Consider the following 25,094-nt stretch of genomic DNA (forward strand, 5'->3'; position numbering starts at 1 on the left):
TTTTTTCCCGAAAGCTATGGTTTATCTTGTTCGGCAGGTCTTCTGACTTGTTCCGGATTTTGTTGCCTTCCCGGTTGTAACACCAGTGACATTTGAAGTACAAAATCCTTTTAAAGGAACTTACAGCTGCGGGTACAGTTCCGGATTCTCACCGGATTCCCTATTAAGCATCACCTCCACGAGAGAAGGTGTAACACCAAAACAGGGGCAAAAGTAATACAATTTTCTTATTTTATAATTTCCAGACCTATTTTTTCCGTTCCTCCGGACAAAATCTTCATTTATTATTCTAAACGAAATGAAGAATCTCAAACACAGGAACTTCTGGCAAGAGATTCTTCACGATATTCCGGCTGACGGAAGAAATGATCAAAACTCCTTCACTCTACTTTAACCTTTACATTTCCGGGGTCTTCTTATCAATCGGATAATGTATTTCACGGACAACACGATCCCGGATAGAGATACAAACGCACATCCCAGCAACAACATCCACATGACCACTGTCCACAACACGGGACGATCCAACAAGAACTTAAAATCCAGCCGGTGCAATCCCCGGAAAGCCCATCTTCGCCATCTGCCATTGTCATCATAATGCTGCGGGTTTTCAGATTCGAGATTAAAATAGTAAACATCATTATTTTCCGTTTCCATCGTTACTTTGTATGCCGGAAGGGGTAATCTCCCTTTCCGCCGGGAAATATAATAATTGTCATACTCTTCCATCCTGCTAATCGTGTATTGAACCGTATCTCCAGCTAATTTCTTGGCAGCAGCATACACCATTTCCTCTGTTATACGGAACGGACACACAGAATCTGCAGAAGCGTCCAGCGTATAAATCTCATCCACGGTACGCACCTTGTAAAGCGGGATATCCTGATAGTTTCCCCACGATATCTCTTTCACCTCTCCGTGTTCCTTGGCAATCGAAGCTATTGCCGCCCGGTAGTCCAACTGATAAGCTTCAGCGGGCAAAGCACCCCGGTCAGATACCTGGGGACGGGATGCCATGTCTTTTCCCTTCTGCTGTTTAAACAAACTTGAAAAGGTCGACGACATCGGCGCCCAAGCGCTGAAAAGCCAAGTAAACAAGAAAATACCGAAAAAGAACCCCGTAATGTGATGCCAGCGAAACCATTGCTTTTTGTACGGGGAACGTAACAGCCCTTTGCGCCGGTTCAACCAGTAAGCCCGGACACCAAGGAAAGCACCGGCAACGCACATAATCATGCTTACCAACGTGCTCCAGTAGAGCAAAGCATTCCACGACTGCATATCTTGCCGAATAGAAGTAATATACAACCAATGCGGAATCGCCCCGATCCATGCCCAGAAACGTTGCTCACGGGAAGAAAAATGAAGAATATCGCCCGTACGGGATGACACATACAAGCGATAATGCTCCGGTCCATCATAATAAAAAGCATAAACGGGCAAATCCCGCTTCAATTGTCCGAAAGGAATCCACACGTCCAACTTATGCATGGTGTCCACCTTCACAATATGATGATCGGGACACCATAAGCGGGCGTGCTCCTCGCAAAGCGGATAAGTATTATCCGGCAGCACGTAAGCCGTGTCCATGTATACGTCCTCAATGTCCCTCCACCGACCGTAATGGAAAACCGGTCGACCGTAAGGATTATTGAGCGTGAGATTTTTGCCTAACACGTCTTTAGGCAGACGCTGCCACACCTCCTGCATGGAGGGAAGTTGAGCACTATCCAAGGCTTCCTGCCGGGGCAAACGTTTATCCGGACCCACGCGGGGGTAACCATGATAGATAAGTACAATCCCCGAAATACACCACGAGAAACACAAAATACACAACAATACGCCCAGCAAGCGGTGAACATGAATAAAAAATTTAATCATAACAATACCATTTATATCAATTCCCCGGACTGGTCCGAAACTCCGTTTCACTTACTTTCTTCATTTAGAGAGAAGTGAAAAACCTCTTTTCAAGAAATTCTTCACTTCATCCCTATAACAAACAATCCCGGGGAACAATTGTCCTAAAACTTGTAAGAAAGTGAAAACTGATAATTCACCGGCGCACCTTGCACGGGAGCATTCGTCGTTTCAAAATATTTCTTGTTCAGAATATTATTCACGTTACAAGACAGCGTCACATGATTGTGAATCGTATAGAATATTCCGGCATCCATCAACCACAAAGAGGGATAATACAAGTTAGACGCCACGTCACGGTACACCTTATCCCGGAAATTACCACTCAAGTGGAAGGAAAGGAAGCGGAAAATCCCAGAAGGGATCGTGTAATCAGCCATAAGGTAGTATGTCGTGCGGGGCACTCCCGTCGTGCGCATATTCTTTCCTGTCTGTTTGTACTCGGGAAAAGCATCACTCTCCCGGATGGAACGTACCCGGTAGTCCGAGAAACACAAAGCCCCGTGCAACGCTAACGACGGAATTGGGCGAACTGTCACATCCATATCGATCGTGCTCATGTCGGCACGTCCCACTTGTGCCCTAACCGTCATTTTCGTCGGTTGCATCGAGTCATCCGGTTGTTCCACGTCCACTTCACGCGTTCCCACGTTGGTCACCATATTATTACGGCGGACATACGAGTAATTCACGCTGGCATCAAACCATTCCCACGGCGTATAGCGTGCGCCCACCTCAAAAGAATAATCGCGTTCGGGATCAAAAATCTTGTCCCCTTCCGTGTCGGGATTAATCTCGTTGCCATTTTTATCCAGGTAAATGTTATTCACCGCGTAAGTCGTGGTATTCGGGGTAAAAGCAGACCCGTGAGCCAAGTGTATGGAAAGTTCCGGTGTCGGGAAATAAACGGCTCCCACGTGCCACGTGAAAGCGGAAGTATGGAAACTCTGCCATTCGCCAATGTCCTCTTTTTTATAGTCGAATGATTTCCCGTCAATCGTGGGGAAATAACCAGAGTATTTCCGCTTGTAGAAATCCATACGCCCGGAAGCCATGAACTTCCATTTCTCGTTCAACTCGAACACGTCGCGGAAATAAATCCCTTGAGTCCAAAATTTACGAATATAAATATCGGAAACATTCTGATCCCACCATCCCTGTACGAGCTGGGGGTCTTTGACAGATAACATCACATCAGAGCCGGGACCATACGTGTCGCCCGAATTCCAACCGTTATACTGGAAATGTTCAAAATACGTCCAATTCCAACCAATAGCATAGTGGTGCTGCATGGAAGCGAGCTCTGCGTCACCGGTCAATTCCACCGTATTATTATAGGTATCATGTTTCGGGAAAAAACCGCTTGGTCCGTAACGGCGCAAAGAATCAAGATCCACGTAATTAGCAACTTGTTTGCCGTTCTTCGTGGTATAATACTTGTAATCCGCCCCATCAAAAGGAGATGTAGAGCTCTTGTAAGCTAAACTCCCGGCTCCTGAAGTACGGTGATAACTATGATCAAAGGCAAATACTTCTTTCAACTTCAAACTATTCGAGAAGGAATACACGTAACTAAGTTTGAAATTATAACCCTTACGGCTGTGAGAATCGTTGGCAAAGTCGTTGTACGTTTGTCCCATGTCGGCAGTCGGGTGTTTATCACCTTTCTTGAGTACGACTTTCTCATTTTCCAAATCCAGCATATCCCCCGGCATATAAGGTGCGGCACCCAGCTCAACAGTATAATGGTCGTTCTCAAAACCGAAAGTAAAATCTACCCGGCTTTTGCCTAACGTGGCACCCAACGCCGCCATTCCGGACAAACGCTCTGGTGACATACGCCGCCATCCCCCGTGAGTAGCGTAGTGCAAGTTTGCCAAGTATTCCACGGGACCGATCAACTTACCGCCGAACCCAAGACTAACCTTCTTCACGTCCCAACGCCCATAACTGAACCGGGCGTCCGCAGAAAACTGGGGAGAAACCTTTTTGCGCACGATATTAATCACGCCACCCATCGCTCCATAACCGGCTAATATTGCCGCAGGACCCCGCAAAACCTCAATAGACTCCGCCGAGGCGAGGTCGCCCAAGGGGAAAGTATTGATACTCTGCCGGTCATCCCGGATACCGTCGATCATCAGTACTGCCGGCATATTAGATCCCCCGACATAAAATCGTTTCCACAAACCACCCTGATCAGCCATGCGCACCCCAGGCAAGAAGCGAACAGCATCCACCCACTCGGTAATTCCTTTACGTTCCAGCATTTCGGAAGGCATTTTAACCAAATTGATCGGGATAAATCGAAGGGGAACATTCAACCCCATCACATCCGCATGATTCTTTTTCCCCATCACCTCCACACTCTTGATCTCGAAAATAGAATCCGTGATACTTTTCTTTTTCCGTTTGTCATTCTCCTGAGCAAAGAGTGACCCGGCACACACAAATAGCATTAATGCTAATACTACAACTTTTTTCATACAACTATATATTAATAATGAATAAAGCATTATTAACATAGTCTTTAGGGCAACATGAGTTTCAAGGTAAAATTACATCTTTTCCCTCTCGCTTTTTTTCCCGAAAGCTATGGTCTATCTCGTTCGGCAGGTCTTCTGACTTGTTCCAGATTTTGTTGCCTTCCCGGTTGTAACACCAGTGACATTTGAAGTACAAAATCCTTTTAAAGGAACTTACAGCTGCGGGTACAGTTCCGGATTCTCACCGGATTCCCTATTAAGTATCACCTCCACGAGAGAAGGTGTAACACCAAAACAGGGGCAAAAGTAATATATTTTTCTATATTATACATTTTCTGACTTATTTTTTATTCTTCTGCAAGTCATGAACCATTGGGCAGGTTTACCTGTTGCTATAAATTTTTCTACATTAAATTGCATTTTTTACTTGAATCTGCCTACATTTGCGAAGTCTTTGGTGATGTGTTAATATTCAAATAACACACAAGAGGGAAGCCGGTTAGAATCCGGCACAGTGCCCGCTACTGTGATGCCCGTTTCTCCCACCGGGAGATTCTAAGAAAGATTCTTACACCACTGTCCCGAGGGACGGGAAGGTATTTTTCTTGGGCGTAGTCAGGAGACCTGCCAAAGCAAAAAAAAGATAATAGCGTATTCCCGGGGTCAGGAATACTATTACAAACTTTTTAAACTTAATCTTACATGAAGAAATTTGTAGCGCTAACTACATTATTCGTATTAGCTTTAGTGAGTGTTTCCTTCGCAGAAATCACCCTGAAAGGAAAAGTCACGGACGCCAAAACGGGAAAAGCCCTTGTCGGGGCAAATGTCCGTCTGGTCGGCACAAGCATTGGTACCGCCACGAACAACCGAGGTGAATTTACATTGAACCGCATCCCGGACGGGAGCTACACGCTCCGGGCGAGTTACTCGGGATACGAGGTAAGTTCCATGAAAATCAACAGCAGCAAGAGTGATATCATCTTCCGGTTGGAAGTTACTCCGATTAACCTCGATCAAGTAGTCGTTTCCGGTACGGGTACCCACCGGAAGCTGAAAGACTCCCCCGTTCCCGTGGAAGTCATGACCGCTTCAGATATCAAGAAAAGCGGCATCTCCACCATAGAGGATGCACTCGTGATGCTCAACCCTTCGTTCAGCTTCCGCCCGACAGCCATGGGGACTAACATGACACTCAACGGAATGAAAGGGGAATATATCCTCATCCTTGTCAACGGGAAAAAGATGATGGGGGACATCTCCGGGTATGTAGACCTCTCCCGTGTAGACATGGGTAAGGTGAAACGTATCGAGGTGCTCAAGGGAGCAGCCTCCTCTCTCTACGGTTCGGATGCCATCGCGGGGGTTATCAATATCATCACGGATCAACCACATGACGCCCTCAATATCGCCTCCACCACCCGCTTCGGGGGAAAAGGCAGCTTTATCGAGAATATAAATGCAGATATAAATACAGGCAAATTCTCGTCATCGACCTCTTACCAGAGAAGACAATCCAATGGCTGGAAGCTCAGCAATATCACGGAAGACAGTGTTTATACCCGCCGCCAGGTATCCGACAAATTTCATTCGGACATAGTGACCCAGCGTTTCGCTTACGACCCGTCGAAGAGTCTGAACCTATACGTGGAAGGAAATTATTTCACCAAAAAACTCGACCGCCCCGTCAACAAAGATGCCGATGACAAATCCGGCTTCGACTACAACATGGAATACGAGAACTACGGCATCGGGTTAGGAGGAAAATACCTGTTTGGGAACTCCGCGTACATCAGCCTTGACATCAACGCGAACAACTACGAATACTCGAAAGTATATACCCGTACCGTGATCGAGAAAAACGACACGACGGCTCTCGCCGGGGAAGACATTCTGACCAAACGGCAACGTTACCTAAGTGCCAACTTGAAAGGGGTATTTAAAGTCGGCAAATACAACAAATTTTCCGTGGGAACGGAGTACGTCAACGATTATCTCAAAAACCCCACAGATCTCACGGAAAGCAAAAATGCCTATACACTTGCCTTGTACGCCCAAGATGAAATACGCATTTTCAAGAAGTTGCAATTGGTACCCGGTTTCCGCTACCTATACCACGAAACATTTAAAAACAAAATCACACCCAAGCTAGCGGCGATGTACAGCCTCGGTGACTTCAACTTCCGGCTCTCCTATGCTGCTGGATTCAAGGCTCCCCTCCTGACTGACCTCTACTACTATAAAGAATCGGCTAAAAAAGGGAAACTGACCATCGTCATCGGAAATCCGGACTTGAAACCGGAGAAATCGAACTACTATGCTTTCAACACCGAGTACGCGGGTAAATACCTCAACATCTCCGTGAACGGATACATCAACGACCTCCGGGATGTTATTGAAACAAAAAAATTAGAATTGACGGCAGAAGACGAAGCAAACAAGGTTACTTCCCGTTCCACCTATGAGAACTTAGACAAAGCACGCACACAGGGTATCGATATTTCCGTCAACAGCTATCTCGGCGCGGGCTTCTCCGTGGGCGGCGGTTACAGCTACGTGGATGCCCGTGACAGAAAGACCAAAATCCGGCTGGAGGAAAGCATCCGCCACTCCGGAAGCATGAGAGTCAATTACATGCACGAGTGGGACAACTATCGCCTTAACGTGAACCTTAACGGGCGGCTACAAGGCAAGAAGTTCGTCAAGGTAGACGAGATCGATGCGCCAAAATACCAGATTTGGAACCTGACCACCAATCATTCCTTCGCCCCCGTGGGTATGTTCATTTTTGAAGTGAATGCGGGAATCGAGAACCTGTTCGACTACTCCCAAAACCTTCCCTATGGCTCGAATCTCGGGACATTAAGCCCGGGTAGAAGCTTCTTTGCCAGTTTAACCATCAAATTCAAAAAATAATGAAAACAATCATTATCCTACTGTCCATTTTCACGAGTTTAAGCGCTTTCGGTCACGGGGACGACGGATTCAAAGACTCCGATATATTCAAAACCCTTGGTCCAAACGATAAGATAGCCATCCTGATGGTACATTTCGGAACCACCCATGACGACACCCGGGCTCTAACGATCGACGCCATCAACCGGAAAATGGCAAAAGCATTCCCCGGTGTGGAACTCCGGGAAGCCTACACCTCGCGCATGATCATGCGTCGTTTGAAAGAAAAAGGTATGGTGAAACTGAACCCCACGGAAGCAATGGACAAACTCATCGCCGACGGGTACACTCACTTGATCATACAACCCTCGAATATCATCGAGGGCATCGAGATGGAAGCCCTGCGCAAGGAAGTGGCTTCCTACCGGAACAAATTCAAGGACATCCGCTTGGGCAATGCCCTGCTGTATTCCCCGGAAGATTATCAGGCTACCGTGAAAGCGATTGCCGCATCACTGAAAGGGAAGGCAAAAGGCGATTGCGTCTTCGTGTGCCACGGCACTTACCACCCGGCAAACTCTACTTACGGGATGCTAGATTACGTGATGAAGGCACAAGGACACAAAAATTTCCACGTGGGCACCATCGAAGGTTACCCGACCATGGATGACGTGCTCCGGGAACTAAAAGCCAATAACGCGAAAGAAGTCACCCTCGTGCCTTTCATGTTCGTGGCAGGTGACCATGCCAAGAACGACATCGCCGGTGACTGGAAAGACGAATTGGAAAAGAAAGGATATACAGTCAACGTCATCCTTGAAGGACTGGGGCAGAACCCGGCAATACAAGACCTTTTTATCGGTCAGGCCAAATTCGCCGCCACCCACCAACGGGAGGACATCATCGTGAAGAAAAAGAAATACGAGAATACGGACGACATCAACTAAAGATATGTTAACGAGATTACTCATTCACACGCACAGGATACTGGGATTACTTCTTTGTATCCTGTGTTTCATGTGGTTTATCTCCGGCATCGTGATGATTTACCACTCGTTTCCCCGGGTTAGCCAAGAAGAACGGTTCGCCCGGCAATGCGTTCTCGACACGGCGGGACTCCCTTCGATACAGGAAATCACCAGCCGTTTGCCCACTGACACCCGTACCCAAGGCATGAGCCTTGACAATCCCGAGGGGCAAGCCCAGTTCCATTTCGGCAACTGGCGAAAAAGCCTCGACGTCTATGCCGACACCAACGCCGTCACCCCCGTGGTGGATTACGCCCTCTGCGAGTGGCGGGCTAAAAACTGGTGCCCTGCCCACCGCATCACCCGGGTAGACACCCTCCGGTCGCTAGACCAATGGATCCCCCTCGCCCATTACAAGCAGGAATTGCCTATCTACAAATTCCACTACGACGGGTCGGAAGGTTACCAGCTATATATATCTTCCCGCAGCGGCAAAATATTACAATTCACCGACTCCGACGAACGCCTCTGGGCATGGTTCGGGGCTATTCCTCACTGGGTATATTTCAGGATACTCCGGGAAAACCAAAACTTGTGGACGCAATTCATGTACTGGTCATGCTACCTCGGCATGTTCATGTGTTTCGCAGGATTCATCCTCGGCATCCGCTCCTACTGGCTAAACCGCCGGAAAGGATTCTTACGCTCGCCGTACAAAAAACAGTGGTTCAAATGGCACCACATCACCGGATTCTTCTTCGGAATATTCGTATTCACGTGGTTACTGAGCGGGTATATGTCCATGGCACCGCTCCCCTCGTGGCTATTCGGTGAACAAAAAAAACGCGGTACGATGCGGCAAGGCAGTTCGGAAAGGGACGCCCCGACACCCGCAAACTACACCCTGGACTATCGCCATGCTATAGCCGGAATCAATAAAACAGTCGGCAACGTGAAACAAGTAGAATGGAGCCATTACCAGGGCATCCCCTTGTACAGGCTGCGGACGGCTGACTCCACGATCACCCTCGACGCTTCGGTCGACACGATACGCCCCTTCCGCATCACGGAGGAACACCTGTTTGCCGCCATCAAACGGCTCACCCGGGACTCGGTTCCCTACAAGGTAACCCGCATGGACGAATACGACAATTATTACATTTCACGCCGCCGTTCCCTGCCATTACCCGCATACAAAGTCGCCCTCGACAACGAGGCAAAAGATGTCTATTACTATAACCTGGAATCCTTCCAACCCATGCACTACGATACAAACGGACGCTGGAAACGTTGGCTATACCGGGGACTACACACGTTGGACATCAAGTTCCTCGTCGAACGCCCCGTGTTGTGGACGATTGTCATTTGGACTCTTTTACTGGGAGGAGCTGCCGTTTCGTTCACGGGAATTATTCTTTCCGTGAAATACATTATCCGGCTGTTTAAAAGACCGAGAACCTCTAAATTTAAAATTAATATGTAATTTTGTCCTCTACAACAAAATTCTTAGTCTATGAATCAAGGAAAAATATACGTTGCCGGCATAGGACCGGGAAGTGAAGAAGACATCACCCCCGCAGTACGTGCGGCAATCGCACAATCGGACGTGGTGGTCGGCTACAAGTACTACTTCAACTTTATCCGCACCATCATTCACCCCGGCACGGAATGTATCGACACGGGTATGAAAAAAGAGAAAGACCGTGCCGCCCTCGCCTTTGAGTATGCAGAACAGGGCAAAACAGTCTGCGTTGTCAGTTCCGGTGATGCCGGGATATACGGCATGGCCCCCCTCGTTCTCGAGATGAAAAAGGAGAAAGCAAGCCCCGTGGAAGTGGAGGTATTGCCCGGTATCAGTGCATTCCAGAAAGGAGCGGCATTGCTCGGCGCACCCATCGGTCACGACTTTTGCATCATCTCCCTTTCCGACCTCATGACCCCGTGGGAGAGAATCGAACGCCGCGTAGAAGCAGCTGCTTCTGCCGACTTCGTGACTGCCGTGTACAACCCCAAGAGTGAAGGGCGTTACTGGCAGCTTTACCGCCTGAAAGAAATCTTCGGGCAACACCGTACCCCGGACACCCCTATCGGGTTTATCCGCCAGGCTGGTCGGGAGGAACAGGAGATAAAGATCACCACTCTCGCCGACTTCGACCCCGAGGAGATCGATATGTTCACCATCGTGATTATCGGCAACTCGCAATCCTACGCATGGAACGATAAAATCATCACTCCCCGCGGCTACTACCGGGAACAATTCACGGAAGACGTCGGCATCGGGCAGGAGATCATGATACGCAGTTTCCGCACCATCGAGTCGGAATTGAAAAACAAAGATATACCCCTCGGGCGCAAGTGGGCTCTATTGCACGCCATCCACACGACCGCAGACTTCGACATGGAAAACATTCTCTACACCGACGACCGTGCCGTGGAAACCCTTCACGCTCTCCTGCATGACGGGAAGATCAACACGATCGTCACGGACGTCACCATGGCTGCATCCGGTATCCGCAAAGGAGCACTCGAACGGCTGGGGATAGAGGTAAAATGTTACCTCGCTGACGAACGTACCGCGGAGATTGCATCCCGGCTGAAAATTACCCGCACGCAGGCGGGCATCCGCCTTGCCGCAGAAGAACACCCCGACGCCCTCTACGTTTTCGGCAACGCCCCCACGGCCCTCATGGAACTCTGTCGCTTGACGCGTACCGGGAAAGCGCACCCCGCCGGGGTCATCGGAGCTCCCGTCGGTTTTGTCAACGTGCGGGAATCCAAGCATATGCTAAAATCCTTCACCAACATCCCGAAGCTCATCATCGATGGACGCAAGGGAGGCAGCAACTTAGCCGCCACCCTCGTCAACGCCCTCCTCTGCTTCGATGACGCGGAAGGACTGCGCCCGGGAAGAGACGTGTAAACAAAAGTAAACCTTATGAACTTTATAATCATCGGCATTGACGACAACGGACAGCAGGAATTCACGAGAGAGATTCTCGGGCTTATCGCCTCACACACCGTATTCTCGGGAGGGAAGCGGCACCACGGCATCGTGCGGACGCTCTTACCGGAAGGCTACCGCTGGATAGACATCACCGTGCCGCTAGACGACGTGTTCCGGCAGTACGAGGGGCACAACGAGATTGTCGTTTTTGCCTCCGGTGACCCGCTCTTCTTCGGTTTTGCCAACACCATACGCAAACGCCTTTCCGAAGCGAACATCCGGTTGTATCCCTGCTTCAACTCCTTGCAGATACTGGCACACCGGCTCGTGCTTCCTTATCACGATATGCACGTCGTGTCGCTCACGGGAAGACCGTGGCACGAGTTCGACCGGGCTCTGATCGAAGGACACGAGAAAATAGGCTTACTCACGGACGAACAACATTTGCCCGACGCTATTGCCCGGCGGATGCTCGCTTACGGGTATGACAATTACATGATGCACGCCGGCGAAATCCTTGGCAACGAACACGAACGTGTTCGTACCCTCACACTAGAAGAAGCCAAGGAAAATACATTCCTCGCTCCCAATTGCGTCATCCTGCAACGTACCCGAACACATAACCGTCCTTTCGGCATACCGGAAAGCGACTTTGAGCTGCTCGACGGTCGTACCCGGATGATCACGAAAATGCCTGTCCGCCTGCTCACCCTCGCCCTGCTAGACTTACGGGAACGGCACACGTTTTGGGACGTGGGCTTTTGCACGGGTTCGGTTTCTATTGAGGCAAAACTCCAGTTTCCCCACCTCCGCGTGGTAGCTTTCGAGCAACGCCCGGAAGGAGAACGCTTGATGACCGTCAACACCGCACGCTTTGGCACCCCCGGCATAGAGGTACATATCGGAGACTTCACCGCGACCGAACTCTCTGGCATTGCCGCCCCGGACGCTGTTTTCATTGGCGGACATGGTGGCAAAATGGACGAAATCATCCGCCGCCTTGACGAAGTACTCCTTCCCAGCGGAGTCATCGTCTTCAATTCGGTATCACCCGAGAGCAGAACCCTGTTCATCGAATGCGCCGCCCGCCACGGGTTCTCGGTCACCCGAGAACACCGCCTCACGGTGGACGCACACAACCCGATAGACATTATACAAGTACAAAAAACAACCGCACATGAATAAAATAGCTATTATCATATCCTCCGACCAAGGCGTACAAATCGCCCGAACGATCCGGCAAGAACTGCCCGAGGCAGAATTATTCGCGACAGGGAAACGGGAAAGTTGCACCTCCGTGGACTCGATCACTGCTTTCGTGTCCGAACAATTCTCTCGATACGACGCCCTCATCTTCGTAGGGGCTCTCGGGATATGCGTCCGTGCCATAGCCTCATCCGTTCAATCAAAATACACCGACCCCGCCGTCATTAACGTGGATTCCACCGGACGGCATGTCATTTCCGTGTTGTCGGGACACATCGGGGGAGCCAATCAACTTACCCGCCGGGTAGCAAACATTCTCGGGGCAGAAGCCGTCATCACGACACAAAGCGACAACACCGGGCTTTGGGCACTCGACACCCTCGCACGGGAACACAGGTGGCATCCGGAAACAACCGTTCCCATGAACGCCATCATCACGGCTTTCGTCAACACCCGCCCCACGGCACTGCTTCTCGACGTGAAGGACGAGGGTACCCGTTACTTGGAACGTACCGCTCCCGAGCACGTGAAAATATTCTACCGTTTCGAGGACATCGACTTTCAAGCCGTTGAATTGCTCGTCGCGGTCACCCCATACCAACACGAAAGCCCGGTACAAACCCTATATTATCGCCCTGCTGTCCTGCACCTCGGTGTCGGTTGTCGCAAGAACTGCGACCCGACTGGAGTATGGGAAAGCATCACCCGAACCCTTACAGCGGAAAAGCTGTCCCCGCACTCCCTCGCCAGCGTGTCGACAATAGACTTGAAGCAAGATGAACCGCTCGTGCATGACATCGCCCGAAAAGCCGGCATCCCGCTTCACGTTTACACGGCGGATGATCTCAAGGAAATAGAAGTCCCCAATCCCTCGGAGAAAGTCACGGAAGTCACCTCCGTACCGGGAGTGGCAGAAGCCTGTGCTTTAAAGAGCGCCAGGAACACTCGCCTGCTCGTGGAAAAACAGAAGCAGAAACTGTCCGACGGCAATGACTTCACCTTTGCCGTCGCCCTCGACCGGACAGCTGAACGCCGGGGATTCATCGAGATCGTGGGAGCCGGACCCGGTGACCCGGAACTGATCTCCGTGAAGGGCAAAAACTTCCTCGAGGCGGCTGACCTGATTCTCTATGCCGGAAGCCTCGTGCCCGTGGAACTGACCTATTACGCCAAACCCAACGCCACGGTACGCAGTTCTGCCTCCATGACCTTGGAGGAACAATTCTCTCTCATGAAAGAATTCTATAACAAGGGACTTTTCATCGTACGCTTACATACAGGTGATCCCTGCATTTACGGGGCAATACAGGAACAAATGGCATTCTTCGACGAGTACGACATGGACTACCACATCACTCCCGGCATATCCTCCTTCCTCGCCGCCGCTGCTGCCCTGCAATCACAATTTACCATACCCGAAAAAGTACAGACGATTATCCTCACGCGGGGCGAAGGACGTACCCCTATGCCCGAGAAAGAAAAACTGCACCTGCTCGCCCGTTCGCAAAGCACCATGTGCATCTTTCTCAGTGCCTCCATTGTCGACCAAGTACAGGATGAACTCCTGCAACACTACCCGCCAACCACCCCCGTGGCAGCTTGCTACCACCTCACGTGGAAGGACGAACGCATTTTCCGGGGACAGCTACAAAACCTCGCCCGCATCGTGAAGGAAAACAACCTTACCCTCACCACCATGATTGTCGTCGGTGACGCCATCGACAACCGGAAAGGACTATCGAAGCTGTACTCGCATAAATTCAAACACCTGTTTAGAAATTAAATCACTCAATCATTATGGTTCTCATTTTCGGTGGCACAACAGAAGGCAGAACAGCTGTTCGAGTACTTGACGAGGCAGGTTCCCCCTATTATTACTCGACCAAGAGCGACACGCAGCAAATCGAGTGCAAGCACGGTTCCCGTGTCTCCGGAGGTATGGATGCCGACACCATAGCAGATTTCTGTTCCCGCCATGACATCCGCCTGATTGTCGATGCCGCCCATCCCTTTGCCAGCCTCCTGCACGCCAATATCGCCACCGTATCCGAACGCCTTGAACTCCCCGTGATTCGCTTCGAGCGCCTTTACCCCGAGCGGGACGAATCACTCCTCTGGTGTGATACCTTTGACGACGCCATCGAATTCCTCGAACAACATCATATCCGCAACCTTCTCGCCCTTTCGGGAGTACAGACCATCACTAAAATGCGCCGCTACTGGGAAAAGACTCCTTGCTGGTTCCGGGTGCTCGATCGGGAAGAATCACTCGCCCTAGCCCTGCGGGCTGGCTTTCCCCGGGAAAGATTACTCTTTTGGCAAAATGAACAAGACGAACTAGCTCTATTCCGGGAAATCCAACCGGATGCCATACTCACCAAAGAAAGCGGAGAATCGGGATTCTACTCCGAGAAGATCGCCGCCGCCAAAAGCCTCGGCATCCCCGTGCTGGTTATCCGCCGTCCCCCGCTACCGGAAAGTTTCTACACGGTGAACGGCGAACACGGACTACGCTACCGGGTGGAACGACTCGTGCCGGGATTCTATCCCCTGCGCAGCGGATTCACCACGGGTTCTTGCGCCACGGCTGCCACAGTTGCCGCCCTGCAAGGACTTCTCTCGGGTATGCCGCAACATACCGCCACGATCACCCTTCCCAACGACGAAACGATCACCTTCCCCGTCGCCTCGTGTACCTTTGCCTCACGCTCCTGCACCTGTGGCATCACCAAAGACGCCGGCGACGACCCTGATGTCACGAACGGCTACACCATCTATTCGGAAGTATCCCTGTCCGATACCCCCGGCATCCGTTTCCTGCACGGTGAAGGCGTTGGCACAGTCACTCTCCCGGGCTTGGGTATCCCCCTCGGCGATCCCGCTATTAACGCCACTCCCCGAGCCATGATGATCCGGGAAGCGGAACGCATGATTCATCATCATGAGGTCACTTCCGGCATCGACATCCGCATCTCCGTCCCCGGCGGTACAGAACTCGCTGCCAAGACATTCAACCCCCGCCTCGGCATCACGGGTGGTATATCCATCATCGGCACCTCCGGCATCGTTCGCCCCTTCTCCTCGGAAGCCTTTGTCAACAGCATCCGTAAAGAAATACAAGTAGCCAAAGCCCTCGGTTGCTCCCGTATCGTCATCAACTCCGGAGCCAAAAGCGAAAAGACCCTCCGTGCCCGTTTCCCCGAGTTACCCCAGCAAGCCTTTATCCACTACGGCAACTTCATCGGCGAAACCCTCAAACTAGCAGAAGCCGAGTCCATCGCTTCCGTCACCATGGGCATCATGATCGGCAAAGCCGTCAAACTCGCCGAAGGCAACCTCGACACGCACAGCAAACACGTGGTCATGAACAAAGCCTTCATCACCCGCCTTGCCTCCGAGAGCCACTGTCCCGCTCCTGCCATCGCCCGCATTGCCGACATCACCCTCGCCCGTGAACTATGGGACATCTTCGCCGACGTCCCCGCCTTCTTCGACACTCTCGTGCAGCATTGTTACTCCCACTGCCTCCCTCTGCTAACCGACACTCGACTGGAGATCATTCTTATTCCGGATTAACGACAAATACGCACTGATTTTTCATTTAAAAATTAGTACTGGAAAAAATCGCAACTCACATTTTTAAGTACTTTTGTGGGCTAAAAACCAAAGGAAAGATCGTCATGAAGAAATCGTTACTTTCACTCGCATTTGGTACGTTTGCACTCGGGATAGTCGAATTCGGTATGATGGGGATTCTGAGTGATATTGCCAATGACTTAAATATAAGCATCATCAAGGCTGGGCATTTAATCTCTGCCTATTCGGCAGGTGTGGCTGTAGGAGCGCCATCATTGTTATTCCTTCGCAAATTTCCATTGCGCCGTCTGATGTTACTACTAGCTGCTATAATAGCTGTTGGAAATGCCTTGGTTGCCCTGTCGCCCAATTATGTTTGTCTGCTGTCAGCAAGATTTATTGCCGGTTTGCCCCATGGGGCATTTTTCGGTGCCGGTGCCATAGTCTGTTCTAAATTGGCTGATAACGGTAAAGGGGCATCTGCTGTTGCGGTTCTTGTTGGCGGCATGACCATTGCAAACCTGATCGGAGTACCGGGCTTTACTTTTATGTGTCATATACTCTCATGGCGTTTACCTTTCGGAATGGTTGCCTTATTCGGGTTAATTACATTCATCGCGATAAAATATTGGGTACCCATACTGTCGCCACTACCTGATTCCGGCATGAAAGGGCAGTTCCGGTTCCTGTCAAAGCCAGCCCCGTGGCTGATATATGCCGGAGTCTTTTTCGGACAGGCAAGCGTATATTGCTGGCTAAGCTATATATCCCCGATCATGACAAAAGTTGCCGGTTTCTCCGAATCCTCAATGACATTCATCATGGTTTTAGTCGGTGCAGGCATGGTATTCGGCAATTTCTATGCCGGGCGACTATCGGACAAATATACCCCCTCTATCGTTACAGCAATCATCGCGACCCTCACCATCGTGCTTATGCCAATGATGTATATGTTTGCCAGCTATAAAATCCCATCGCTGCTATTCGCATTCATCGCCCCGGGTTTGTTGTTCGGTCTTGGGGGACCGTTGCAGTATCTTATTGTACGCTATGCCAAAGGAGGAGAGATGCTTGGCGGTGCAGGAATACAGATAGCCTTCAATGTTTCCAATGCTGTTGCCGCGATACTAGGTGGAGCGGTCATCAAACATGGCTTCGGATTGGCCTCACCCGCTTTGGCAGGAATTCCTTGCGCCATCGTCGGGGCAATTGCACTCTACACGTTGTATTATCACGAGAAACGTATGTAGCCGATTTATCCAGAAAGTGCAAAAAAACGCCATTACAGAATACGATTTCACCTGAATTTGCAACCTTCGTCAAAGGTTACTATCTTTGCGAAAACAATTTACAATGAAAAACAAAACCAAAATTACCCGGGCAGACTACTTGAAAGCCATGAGGAAAGCCCGGAGAGAAGAAGAGATCAGGGAACATCTCCACCCCGTGAACATTAACAGGGTACACAAGTCAAAGAAAGTTTACAACCGCAAACGGAATAAGGCGGATCTGAATAAGGATCTGCCTTATTTTTTACCCTCTCGGCAACACGTTCGCCACCGCGCTTAACAACTCCGCGATATTTGCCACCTCCATAACAGGCTTCCCGGGCGCATTAATCTTGAAGCCCGATGTCGTCAGATCTCCCGTTTCCACCCACACGTCCGCCTCCACGTTCCGGTTCGCCAACACACCGTTCCTCTGCAACGCTTTTCGTACCATGGCATACTTCTGCCCGTGCCCGATCAACCGAATCCGGGAAGTATATTGATTCTCGATCCGGAATAACCCGGTTTCCATGTCAAAGACAATCCCCTTCCGGGCAAAAAAACTACTCAAGTGACCTTCCAAAGCCAAGTCTTCCGGCGTCCCTATCGTGATACCGTGTTGCTTATCCATCAGCCATATCTTGTCGGCAATCTGCAAGGCTAGTTCAAGATCATGCGTGGAAAGGAATATCGTTTTTCCCGTTTCCCGGGTCAACTGATGGAGCAATTGCATGATTTCCACCTTGCTGGGAAAATCCAAAAACGCCGTCGGCTCATCCAAAAAGATCACGGGTGTCTGTTGAGCCAGAGCCTTGGCAATCATTACCTTCTGCCGCTCGCCATCACTCAGCGTGTGTACCATGCGGGATGCCAGATTCTCGATCTTCACCAAAGCAATCGACTCCTCCACGATCCGGCTATCCTCCTCCCCGAACGTTCCCCAAAAACCCGTGTAAGGACTTCTCCCCATACCGATCAACTCCCGGGCACTCATGTTACGGACATCGCACTTCTCGGTCAACACCACGCCGATCGTTTTTGACAATTCCTTGTCGGAATAAGTCCCGAGCTCCCGATCCATGATAAAAATCTCGCCGCTCAACTTGGGCTGAAAAGCCGATAAAGTTCGCAACAGCGTGGACTTTCCAACCCCATTCGCCCCTAAAAGGCAAGTCAACTCACCCCCGTTTATCTCCGTACAAATCCCCTCCGCCACCACCTTCGTGTCATGCTTACTCTTGTACCCGATAGAAAGATTTACCAAACGAACCGTAGACATAGTTTAAAATTTATTCAGATTTCCACCTCATTCCTCTTCCTTTTCCTGAACAACACGGATGCCACCACGGGGGCACCCACCAATGCCGTCACCGAATTCACGGGCAAAGCCCCCTCGAACCCCGGCAAACGGGCAATTAGATTACAAAGCAACGCCAGCGACGCCCCCACCAGCATCGAGGTCGGCATCAATATCCGGTGGTCGGAAGTCTGGAATATCGCCCGGCACAAGTGAGGCACCGCCAATCCCAAAAAGATAATCGGACCGCAATAAGCCGTGACGATCGCCGTCAATACCCCGGAACAGGTTATCACCCACACCCGGGCACGATTGATATTCAGTCCCAGGTTACGGGCATACCCGTCACCCAGCATCAACAAATTCAAGGGTTTAATCAGTAGAAAAGACAGGGGTATAATCACCGCCATGATCGTCACGAACAACATCATCTGGTTTCCCGACACCCGGGCAAAGCTACCCAATCCCCAGATCACGTATGCCTTAATATCTTCCTCCACGCTAAAAAACTTCAACACCCCGATAACGGCATTCGCGATATACCCGATCATCACCCCGATAATCAGCAGCGTGACACTTCCCCGTATCTTCCGGGAAGCGAACACGATCAACCCCATGACCGACAGGGCGCCCACGATAGCCGCCACCGACAAGGCGACCTCCCCGATAAATCCCAAACGGCTCAAAGCTACCCCACCCAACTTACCAGACAACAGCACCACAAAAGCCACCCCCAAGCTCGCCCCCGAGCTGATACCCAACACGGAAGGTCCCGCCAAAGGATTGCGGAAAATAGTCTGCATCTGTAACCCGCTGATAGAAAGTCCCGCACCCGCCACCAACGCCGTCAACGCCTGTGGCAACCGGGATTTCAATATAATATTCTGCCATGCCACCGGTTCGTCACCACCGCCCACCAGCACGTTCCATACCGAGGAAAACGGGATCGACACGGAACCCAGCAACATATTCAACAACAGAAACACGACGATCGACACCGTGATAAAAAACATCCATATAGTATTCCGTCCTCGTCCCATACCTTTACTTTTTGAGCAGATCGTAATACACCGGATCATGATCGGGCAATATCTCCGGGTGGAACACCCGAATCATATCGGCAAGTACCACCTCCGGTTCGGCAGGCATACTCTCGTAAAACGGCTTTTCACGCATATTGCAATAGATCACACGTTTATCCCGGAAAGCCTTGAAGTCCGCATAACGCTCGTCCTGAGCCTTCAATGCGTCATAACAATACTCCCCGGCGAAACTATTCGCTATCCGCCAGTAATCGGCACTCTCCGCTTGATTGTACACCGTCTCGAAGTCTAGTGTCACCCCGCCCGACCGGGGATCATCTTTCAGGAAATAATCCGCCCCCGCGTCATGGAAAAGCTGAGCCAAGAAACTTTTGCCTCCCACTGCATACCATACCCCTCCCCGCAACTCCCCGCTAAACACCACCGGACGGCGTTTCACCTCTCCGACGAGGGCTTTCAGCAAATTATACCGGTTCTCTATCCGGTCGAACTCCCCGTTAGCCTTATCTTCCATCCCCAACAGCAGCCCCACGAACTTAATCCATTCCGCCTGTCCGAGCGGGGTCATCTCCTTGTAACCGAGATGCGGCACCAGAGGAATGTCAATATCCTTCACGGCATCGTATCCCCCGCGTTTGAAAGGAGAAATCAGCATCAGATCGGGATTCAAGCTCATAATCACCTCGTTGTCAAAGTTTCCCTCGATACCGATACGGCGGGTCTTCCCCTCATCTACCCGTTGCTGCATCTCCCCGTTGAAAAGGAAACGGGTACTCGTAATCCCCACCACCTTATCAATCGCCTCCAGCTTGATAAAATTCGACAACTGCAAAGAAGTCATACACACCACGCTCCGCACCGGGATCTCCACCACGGGCAGCTCCGCCGGGGTTTGTACCTTTGTCCCCCGGGGAATCAAAACGTACTGGTAATGGGTATGACTACTCTCCTGCGGGTCTTTGATATTCAACACGGCATACCCTTCCCGGTATTCCAACCAGAACCCCTTGGCATATCTAATCTGAACCCGGGGAATCGAATCCTTCCCCGCCTGAACCGCTTGTTTATCCGCGGATTTCTTACCCGTGCCTGACTTGCAGCAGCAGAACACGCCGCAGGCACACAAAAAACATAATAAACGTACTAATCCATTCATCTCTTTTCCTCCGAAAGTATTAATCATTCGTGTCGTCCGGCAGGTTTTCTGGCTTGTCATCTTTTCTCCTTCCCAGATTCGATCCAGTGGTTTTACCGAAAAGATCTGCCCACCTTCGAGGCAGGAAACGACTTTACAGCTGCGGGGACAGCCCCGGAATTTCACCGGATTCCCTTTTCTTCCAACAAGGAAGCACCAAGACGCCTGCAAATATATAAATATTATTTTGAGCGTATCCGTTTTTTAACGACTTTTGCACCCGAAATCAGTTTATAAACTCATCATATGAAAGGTAAAGTCGTTAGCGTATCCCTGGGGCCAGGCGACCCCGAACTGATCACGGTCAAGGCACTGAAAGCCTTGCAAGAAGCCGACGTGATCTATTGTCCCGGCACGAAAGACAAAGAAGGCAACTTCAAATCATACGCCCGGAACATCATCGAAGCGTTACCTGTCGACACTACCAAAATCAGCCTTTTCCACGTTCCGATGTCCAAAGACCGCACGCTTGCCAACCGGGCTTATGACGCCCTCAGCATGGAAGTGGCGTCACTTGCCGCCACGGGCAAAACCGTTGCCGTCACGGCGGAAGGCGACTCCGGCTTCTACTCCTCGGGGAATTACATGTTCGGGAAACTAGCATCCATGCACGTTCCTATCTCCGTCATCGCCGGAGTCCCCGCATTCATCGCTGCGGGAGCCGCATCGGGGCTTCATATCGTGAAACAGGAAGAACGGCTGGTCGTCCTGCCGGGCAAAACCACCCCGGAAGAACTCGGCGAGTTGATAGCCACGAACCACGTTGCTGTCATCATGAAGCTATCCCAGTGCACCCGGGAAGTACACGAGTTCATTCGCCGGAATCCCCCCGCCGAGTTTCACTATTACCAGAACGTGGGCACTCCCGACGAACGCCACGAAACGGAACCGAGCAGCCTTCTCGACATGGATTTCCCTTATTTCTCCCTGATGATTATACGTCCCGCGGGCAGAAACTCTCTCGGCTAACTAAACAATTGGCACAAATATTGCGTACAACGTAATCACGGAACGAATGATTATTTAATCTATGCTAATATAACTTTATCAACCTAAAATGATTTTACGTACGTTATATATCACGTTATTGTGCGTTTTGTCGCTCTCTGTTTTTGGTCAAACCCAGGACAATAACCTGGCAACCAACAGCTCCACGGACACGACAACCTCGAAAAACGGTTTCTTCCATCGCTTCTACCGCTATTTCGCAGACGCCAACAAAGAAAAAGAAGAGAAACGATTCGACTTCTCCGTCATCGGGGGCCCCCACTTCTCGAGTGACACGAAACTCGGGCTCGGGCTAGTCGCTTCCGGGTTATTTCGCATCGATCGGAATGACAAGAGCATATCCCCATCCAACATTTCCATTTACGGGGACATCACCACCACGGGATTCTACCTGCTGGGTATCCGAGGCAACGTCATTTTCCCGCAAGACCGTTTCCGGCTCAACGCCAATATGTACTTTTTCTCGTTCCCCAGCGAATTCTGGGGTATCGGTTACGAGGCGGGACACAGCGACAATAGTACCGAATACAAACGCCTGGAACAACAAGTCAAATTCGAATTCCTCTGGCGGCTGGCGCCTAACCTGTACGTGGGCCCTAACCTCATGTTCCGTAACGTGGTAGCGAAAGACTTCGACGACATCAGTTACTTGAACGGCGCCCCCAAGAACGTTACCACCTTCGGACCCGGTATCATCATTTCGTATGATTCAAGGGACTTCATCCCGAACCCGGCACGAGGAATATTCGTACAACTGGAACAACAGTTCTTCCCCGGCTTCCTCGGCAACGACCAGGACTTCAAACGCACCAGCTTTGACTTCCGGTATTACAGGAAAGCCTGGAAAGGAGCTATCGTGGCATCGCAATTACAGGGCATATTCAATTACGGGGACACCCCGTGGAGCATGGTCGCCCTGATGGGAGGCTCGTACAGCATGAGAGGCTATTACGAGGGACGTTATCGGGACAACGACCTCGTACAGGCACAGGTAGAACTCCGGCAAAAGATATACAACCGCCACGGGATCACCCTCTGGGGAGGTGCCGGCAACGTGTTCCCGGACATGGACGGGTTCAAATGGGATCAAACTTTACCCACTTACGGTATCGGTTACCGTTGGGAATTTAAAAATAGAATTAACGTAAGACTAGACTATGGAATCGGCAAAGGCGTCAAAGCATTCTACTTCAATATTAACGAGGCTTTCTAGGGGAATTGTCAACTTCGTGAAAAAGAGCAAAACCTTGTTTTGGCTCTTCATCGTGTTGAACCTCGTCCCGAACTTTTGCCTGTTATTCACGGAACCACTTTCCCTCGTGGGAAAAGTCATCCTCATTCTCGCGCCGTTAAGCATTTACATGATCGTCCTCTCCCTGCTCAAACGGGCGGGCATCATGCAACTGATACTCATACCCGTGCTTATCCTGCACGCCTTCCAGCTCGTGCTATTCTACCTCTTCGGGGAATCCGTCATCGCCGTGGATATGTTCCTGAACCTACCCACCACGAATGCCTCCGAGGCGGGTGAATTGTTAGGCAATATCTGGCCTTCCATCATCATCGTGTGCGTGCTCTACGTCCCCGTCATCACGCTTGCCTCCATCGCCGTCCACCACAAGGTGGTACGCCCTGCCGCCTTCCGCCGGAAGATGATCACGTGGGGCATCGTCCTCCTTATTATCAGCGCGGGACTTACCGCTTACGAGAAAAGACGGGACAATACCTACGAAGTCAAAACAGACATCTACCCCGCGAACGTGATGTACAACTTCTACTTTGCCTGCGAGAAATGGAACCGCAGCATGAACTATCCCGTCACCTCCAAAGATTTCGAGTTCCGTGCCACGAGGGACTCCGCCCATGAACGCCGGGAAATATACGTCCTCGTCATCGGGGAAGCCGGACGTGCCGAAAACTGGGAACTGTGGGGCTACGGGCGGGAAACCAACCCGAAATTGAAGCAGGAATCGCAACTCGTACTATATAAAGACGCCATCACGCAATCGAACACCACGCACAAAAGCGTGCCGCTCATCCTTTCCGCAGCGGACGCCTGCCACTACGAACGACTATACACGCAGAAAAGCGTTCTGACAGCCTTCAAGGAAGCGGGCTTCAAAACCGTGTTTCTCTCCAATCAAGTGCCCAATCGCTCGTTTACCGACTATTTCGGTAAAGAGGCGGACTTTTACGTGAACATCCGCCCCATCGAGGACGGCGGGTTAATCACGATAAACAACTACGACGAGGAAATGTTGCCGCTCATGCGCCACTACATTGATTCCCTGACAAACGACAACCTCCTGATCGTGTTCCACACCTACGGGTCGCACTTCAACTACAAGGAACGCTACCCCGCAGAGTTCGCCCGCTTTACCCCGGCGAACGCCACGGAAATCGAGTACAAAAACAAAACGCAACTCGTCAACGCCTACGACAACAGCATCCTGTACACGGACAACTTCCTGTACAACGTGATCGAGATTCTAAAGCAATCCGGCAGCGACGCCACCATGATCTATTCCCCCGATCACGGGGAAGACCTGCTCGACGACAGCCGGAAACGCTTCCTGCACGCCTCGCCCATCCCGACTTATTACCAGTTGCACATCCCGTTCCTGATCTGGTTCTCGGACAACTACATCGAGGCTCGCCCCAATTTCTACCAGGTGGCACGCTATAACAGCAACGCCCCCGTTGCCACGAACCACATTTTCCATACCCTGTTGAACCTTGCCGAAATCAACACCTCACACTTCGAGCCGGAACTCTCGCTTGTCAACCCGGTATTCAAGCGGCAACCGCGTATGTACCTCGGCGATCACGACACCCCGATCAATTACTATGAAGTGGGTCTAAAAAAACAAGACAAGGAAATGGTAAAACACAGGGGTATGGACTGCACGGTAGACATCTCCCGTTAAACAATCCTTGTTATCCCACTCTTAGCCTAGTCTTCTCCTAGTCTTCCCGCACATTTCCCTACCCGTTATTCTATTGTCATTCTATTACTATTCTATTGCTATTCTATTTAAATAGAACAACAATAAACTTATAATATGATATCAACACGCTAATTCCCCTAGAAAACTAGGGGAAGAGTGGGAGAAGAGTAGGGGAAGAGAGGAGGCATCCCGAAAGATGTTAAATATTTAACACAAGGCAACCGTGTTGAAAAAATACCTCTTCCCTATTGCCGAAGCAAGGCTTATTCACTATTTTTGACCCGGTAATAAAAACTAACTTGTATCAAAAATGCCACAACAGGCATTTAAACATTAAAAA

Annotated in this window: 17 protein-coding genes and 4 riboswitches; of the genes, 12 read left to right on the top strand and 5 right to left on the bottom strand. The window is 50.6% G+C overall.

Annotation, left to right across the window (positions count from 1 at the left end):
- Positions 1-14: 14 nt before the first annotated feature.
- Positions 15-216, bottom strand: a riboswitch (cobalamin riboswitch).
- A gap of 174 nt (positions 217-390) precedes the next feature.
- A complete protein-coding gene (locus BN8899_RS06415) occupies positions 391-1,881 on the bottom strand; it encodes a PepSY domain-containing protein (protein WP_082986938.1) in 1,491 nt (496 codons plus the stop codon).
- A 143-nt stretch (positions 1,882-2,024) separates the two neighbouring features.
- Positions 2,025-4,406, bottom strand: a complete 2,382-nt coding sequence (locus BN8899_RS06420; RefSeq protein ID WP_231932282.1) for a TonB-dependent receptor — start codon at positions 4,404-4,406, stop codon at positions 2,025-2,027.
- A gap of 107 nt (positions 4,407-4,513) precedes the next feature.
- Positions 4,514-4,715, bottom strand: a riboswitch (cobalamin riboswitch).
- A gap of 129 nt (positions 4,716-4,844) precedes the next feature.
- Positions 4,845-5,053: riboswitch (cobalamin riboswitch) on the top strand.
- Between the two features lie 55 nt (positions 5,054-5,108).
- Between BN8899_RS06420 and BN8899_RS06425 the strand changes: the two genes are divergently transcribed.
- The 9 genes from BN8899_RS06425 (at position 5,109) to BN8899_RS06465 (ending at position 17,564) form a co-directional block, all read left to right on the top strand.
- Positions 5,109-7,322, top strand: a complete 2,214-nt coding sequence (locus BN8899_RS06425) for a TonB-dependent receptor (RefSeq protein WP_018339261.1) — start codon at positions 5,109-5,111, stop codon at positions 7,320-7,322.
- Positions 7,322-8,248, top strand: a complete 927-nt coding sequence (locus BN8899_RS06430) for a sirohydrochlorin cobaltochelatase (RefSeq protein WP_065218790.1) — start codon at positions 7,322-7,324, stop codon at positions 8,246-8,248. The genes BN8899_RS06425 and BN8899_RS06430 overlap by 1 nt, the downstream gene beginning before the upstream one ends.
- Before the next feature lie 4 nt (positions 8,249-8,252).
- Positions 8,253-9,752 carry a PepSY domain-containing protein gene (locus BN8899_RS06435; protein WP_026207820.1) on the top strand — a complete coding sequence of 500 codons (1,500 nt, stop codon included), beginning with the start codon at positions 8,253-8,255 and terminating at the stop codon, positions 9,750-9,752.
- A gap of 30 nt (positions 9,753-9,782) precedes the next feature.
- Positions 9,783-11,189 carry a precorrin-3B C(17)-methyltransferase gene (gene cobJ / locus BN8899_RS06440; protein ID WP_065218791.1) on the top strand — a complete coding sequence of 469 codons (1,407 nt, stop codon included), beginning with the start codon at positions 9,783-9,785 and terminating at the stop codon, positions 11,187-11,189.
- Between the two features lie 15 nt (positions 11,190-11,204).
- A complete protein-coding gene (locus BN8899_RS06445) occupies positions 11,205-12,398 on the top strand; it encodes a bifunctional cobalt-precorrin-7 (C(5))-methyltransferase/cobalt-precorrin-6B (C(15))-methyltransferase (protein ID WP_065218792.1) in 1,194 nt (397 codons plus the stop codon).
- Complete coding sequence (gene cobM / locus BN8899_RS06450; protein WP_065218793.1) at positions 12,391-14,202, top strand: precorrin-4 C(11)-methyltransferase; 1,812 nt, start codon at positions 12,391-12,393, stop codon at positions 14,200-14,202. Before BN8899_RS06445 ends, cobM begins: the two co-directional genes overlap by 8 nt.
- 14 nt (positions 14,203-14,216) lie before the next feature.
- Positions 14,217-15,995 (top strand): cobalt-precorrin-5B (C(1))-methyltransferase CbiD, encoded by a 1,779-nt coding sequence (gene cbiD / locus BN8899_RS06455; RefSeq protein ID WP_065218794.1) that lies wholly within the window; start codon positions 14,217-14,219, stop codon positions 15,993-15,995.
- 104 nt (positions 15,996-16,099) lie between these two features.
- Positions 16,100-17,245, top strand: coding sequence for an MFS transporter (locus BN8899_RS06460; RefSeq protein ID WP_065218795.1), 1,146 nt, complete (start codon positions 16,100-16,102; stop codon positions 17,243-17,245).
- Between the two features lie 103 nt (positions 17,246-17,348).
- Positions 17,349-17,564, top strand: a complete 216-nt coding sequence (locus BN8899_RS06465) for a hypothetical protein (RefSeq protein WP_065218796.1) — start codon at positions 17,349-17,351, stop codon at positions 17,562-17,564.
- Here BN8899_RS06465 and BN8899_RS06470 read toward each other — a convergent pair.
- From BN8899_RS06470 to BN8899_RS06480, 3 genes are read right to left on the bottom strand one after another with little or no spacing between them, the layout of a single operon-like run.
- Positions 17,529-18,542, bottom strand: a complete 1,014-nt coding sequence (locus BN8899_RS06470; RefSeq protein ID WP_065218797.1) for an ABC transporter ATP-binding protein — start codon at positions 18,540-18,542, stop codon at positions 17,529-17,531. The genes BN8899_RS06465 and BN8899_RS06470 overlap by 36 nt on opposite strands.
- A gap of 14 nt (positions 18,543-18,556) precedes the next feature.
- The gene (locus BN8899_RS06475; RefSeq protein ID WP_026207819.1) at positions 18,557-19,573 is read right to left on the bottom strand and encodes an iron chelate uptake ABC transporter family permease subunit; all 1,017 of its coding nucleotides are present in this window, start codon (positions 19,571-19,573) and stop codon (positions 18,557-18,559) included.
- 31 nt (positions 19,574-19,604) lie between these two features.
- Entirely contained in the window at positions 19,605-20,759 is a 1,155-nt protein-coding gene (locus BN8899_RS06480; protein ID WP_369800411.1) for an ABC transporter substrate-binding protein, read from the bottom strand.
- Positions 20,760-20,779: 20 nt separating this feature from the next.
- Positions 20,780-20,974: riboswitch (cobalamin riboswitch) on the bottom strand.
- Between the two features lie 70 nt (positions 20,975-21,044).
- On the opposite strand from BN8899_RS06480, the gene cobI reads away from it, so the two are divergent.
- The 3 genes from cobI (at position 21,045) to BN8899_RS06495 (ending at position 24,733) form a co-directional block, all read left to right on the top strand.
- The gene (gene cobI / locus BN8899_RS06485; RefSeq protein ID WP_065218799.1) at positions 21,045-21,767 is read left to right on the top strand and encodes a precorrin-2 C(20)-methyltransferase; all 723 of its coding nucleotides are present in this window, start codon (positions 21,045-21,047) and stop codon (positions 21,765-21,767) included.
- 88 nt (positions 21,768-21,855) lie between these two features.
- Complete coding sequence (locus BN8899_RS06490) at positions 21,856-23,019, top strand: BamA/TamA family outer membrane protein (protein WP_018339249.1); 1,164 nt, start codon at positions 21,856-21,858, stop codon at positions 23,017-23,019.
- A 16-nt stretch (positions 23,020-23,035) separates the two neighbouring features.
- Complete coding sequence (locus BN8899_RS06495; RefSeq protein WP_231932284.1) at positions 23,036-24,733, top strand: lipid A phosphoethanolamine transferase; 1,698 nt, start codon at positions 23,036-23,038, stop codon at positions 24,731-24,733.
- Positions 24,734-25,094: the final 361 nt, after the last annotated feature.

The organism is Butyricimonas sp. Marseille-P2440 (assembly GCF_900091675.1).
GTDB lineage: Bacteria > Bacteroidota > Bacteroidia > Bacteroidales > Marinifilaceae > Butyricimonas > Butyricimonas synergistica.

What these genes read in the sequence shown, in the direction of transcription:
- BN8899_RS06420 (WP_231932282.1), bottom strand. Translation starts at nt 4,406, where the DNA reads ATGAAAAAAGTTGTAGTATTAGCATTAATGCTATTTGTGTGTGCCGGG.
- BN8899_RS06475 (WP_026207819.1), bottom strand. Translation starts at nt 19,573, where the DNA reads ATGTTTTTTATCACGGTGTCGATCGTCGTGTTTCTGTTGTTGAATATG.
- BN8899_RS06460 (WP_065218795.1), top strand. Translation starts at nt 16,100, where the DNA reads ATGAAGAAATCGTTACTTTCACTCGCATTTGGTACGTTTGCACTCGGG.
- BN8899_RS06425 (WP_018339261.1), top strand. Translation starts at nt 5,109, where the DNA reads ATGAAGAAATTTGTAGCGCTAACTACATTATTCGTATTAGCTTTAGTG.
- BN8899_RS06480 (WP_369800411.1), bottom strand. Translation starts at nt 20,759, where the DNA reads ATGAATGGATTAGTACGTTTATTATGTTTTTTGTGTGCCTGCGGCGTG.
- BN8899_RS06415 (WP_082986938.1), bottom strand. Translation starts at nt 1,881, where the DNA reads ATGATTAAATTTTTTATTCATGTTCACCGCTTGCTGGGCGTATTGTTG.
- BN8899_RS06490 (WP_018339249.1), top strand. Translation starts at nt 21,856, where the DNA reads ATGATTTTACGTACGTTATATATCACGTTATTGTGCGTTTTGTCGCTC.
- BN8899_RS06470 (WP_065218797.1), bottom strand. Translation starts at nt 18,542, where the DNA reads ATGTCTACGGTTCGTTTGGTAAATCTTTCTATCGGGTACAAGAGTAAG.
- cobI (WP_065218799.1), top strand. Translation starts at nt 21,045, where the DNA reads ATGAAAGGTAAAGTCGTTAGCGTATCCCTGGGGCCAGGCGACCCCGAA.
- cbiD (WP_065218794.1), top strand. Translation starts at nt 14,217, where the DNA reads ATGGTTCTCATTTTCGGTGGCACAACAGAAGGCAGAACAGCTGTTCGA.
- BN8899_RS06465 (WP_065218796.1), top strand. Translation starts at nt 17,349, where the DNA reads ATGAAAAACAAAACCAAAATTACCCGGGCAGACTACTTGAAAGCCATG.
- BN8899_RS06430 (WP_065218790.1), top strand. Translation starts at nt 7,322, where the DNA reads ATGAAAACAATCATTATCCTACTGTCCATTTTCACGAGTTTAAGCGCT.
- cobM (WP_065218793.1), top strand. Translation starts at nt 12,391, where the DNA reads ATGAATAAAATAGCTATTATCATATCCTCCGACCAAGGCGTACAAATC.
- BN8899_RS06435 (WP_026207820.1), top strand. Translation starts at nt 8,253, where the DNA reads ATGTTAACGAGATTACTCATTCACACGCACAGGATACTGGGATTACTT.
- BN8899_RS06445 (WP_065218792.1), top strand. Translation starts at nt 11,205, where the DNA reads ATGAACTTTATAATCATCGGCATTGACGACAACGGACAGCAGGAATTC.
- cobJ (WP_065218791.1), top strand. Translation starts at nt 9,783, where the DNA reads ATGAATCAAGGAAAAATATACGTTGCCGGCATAGGACCGGGAAGTGAA.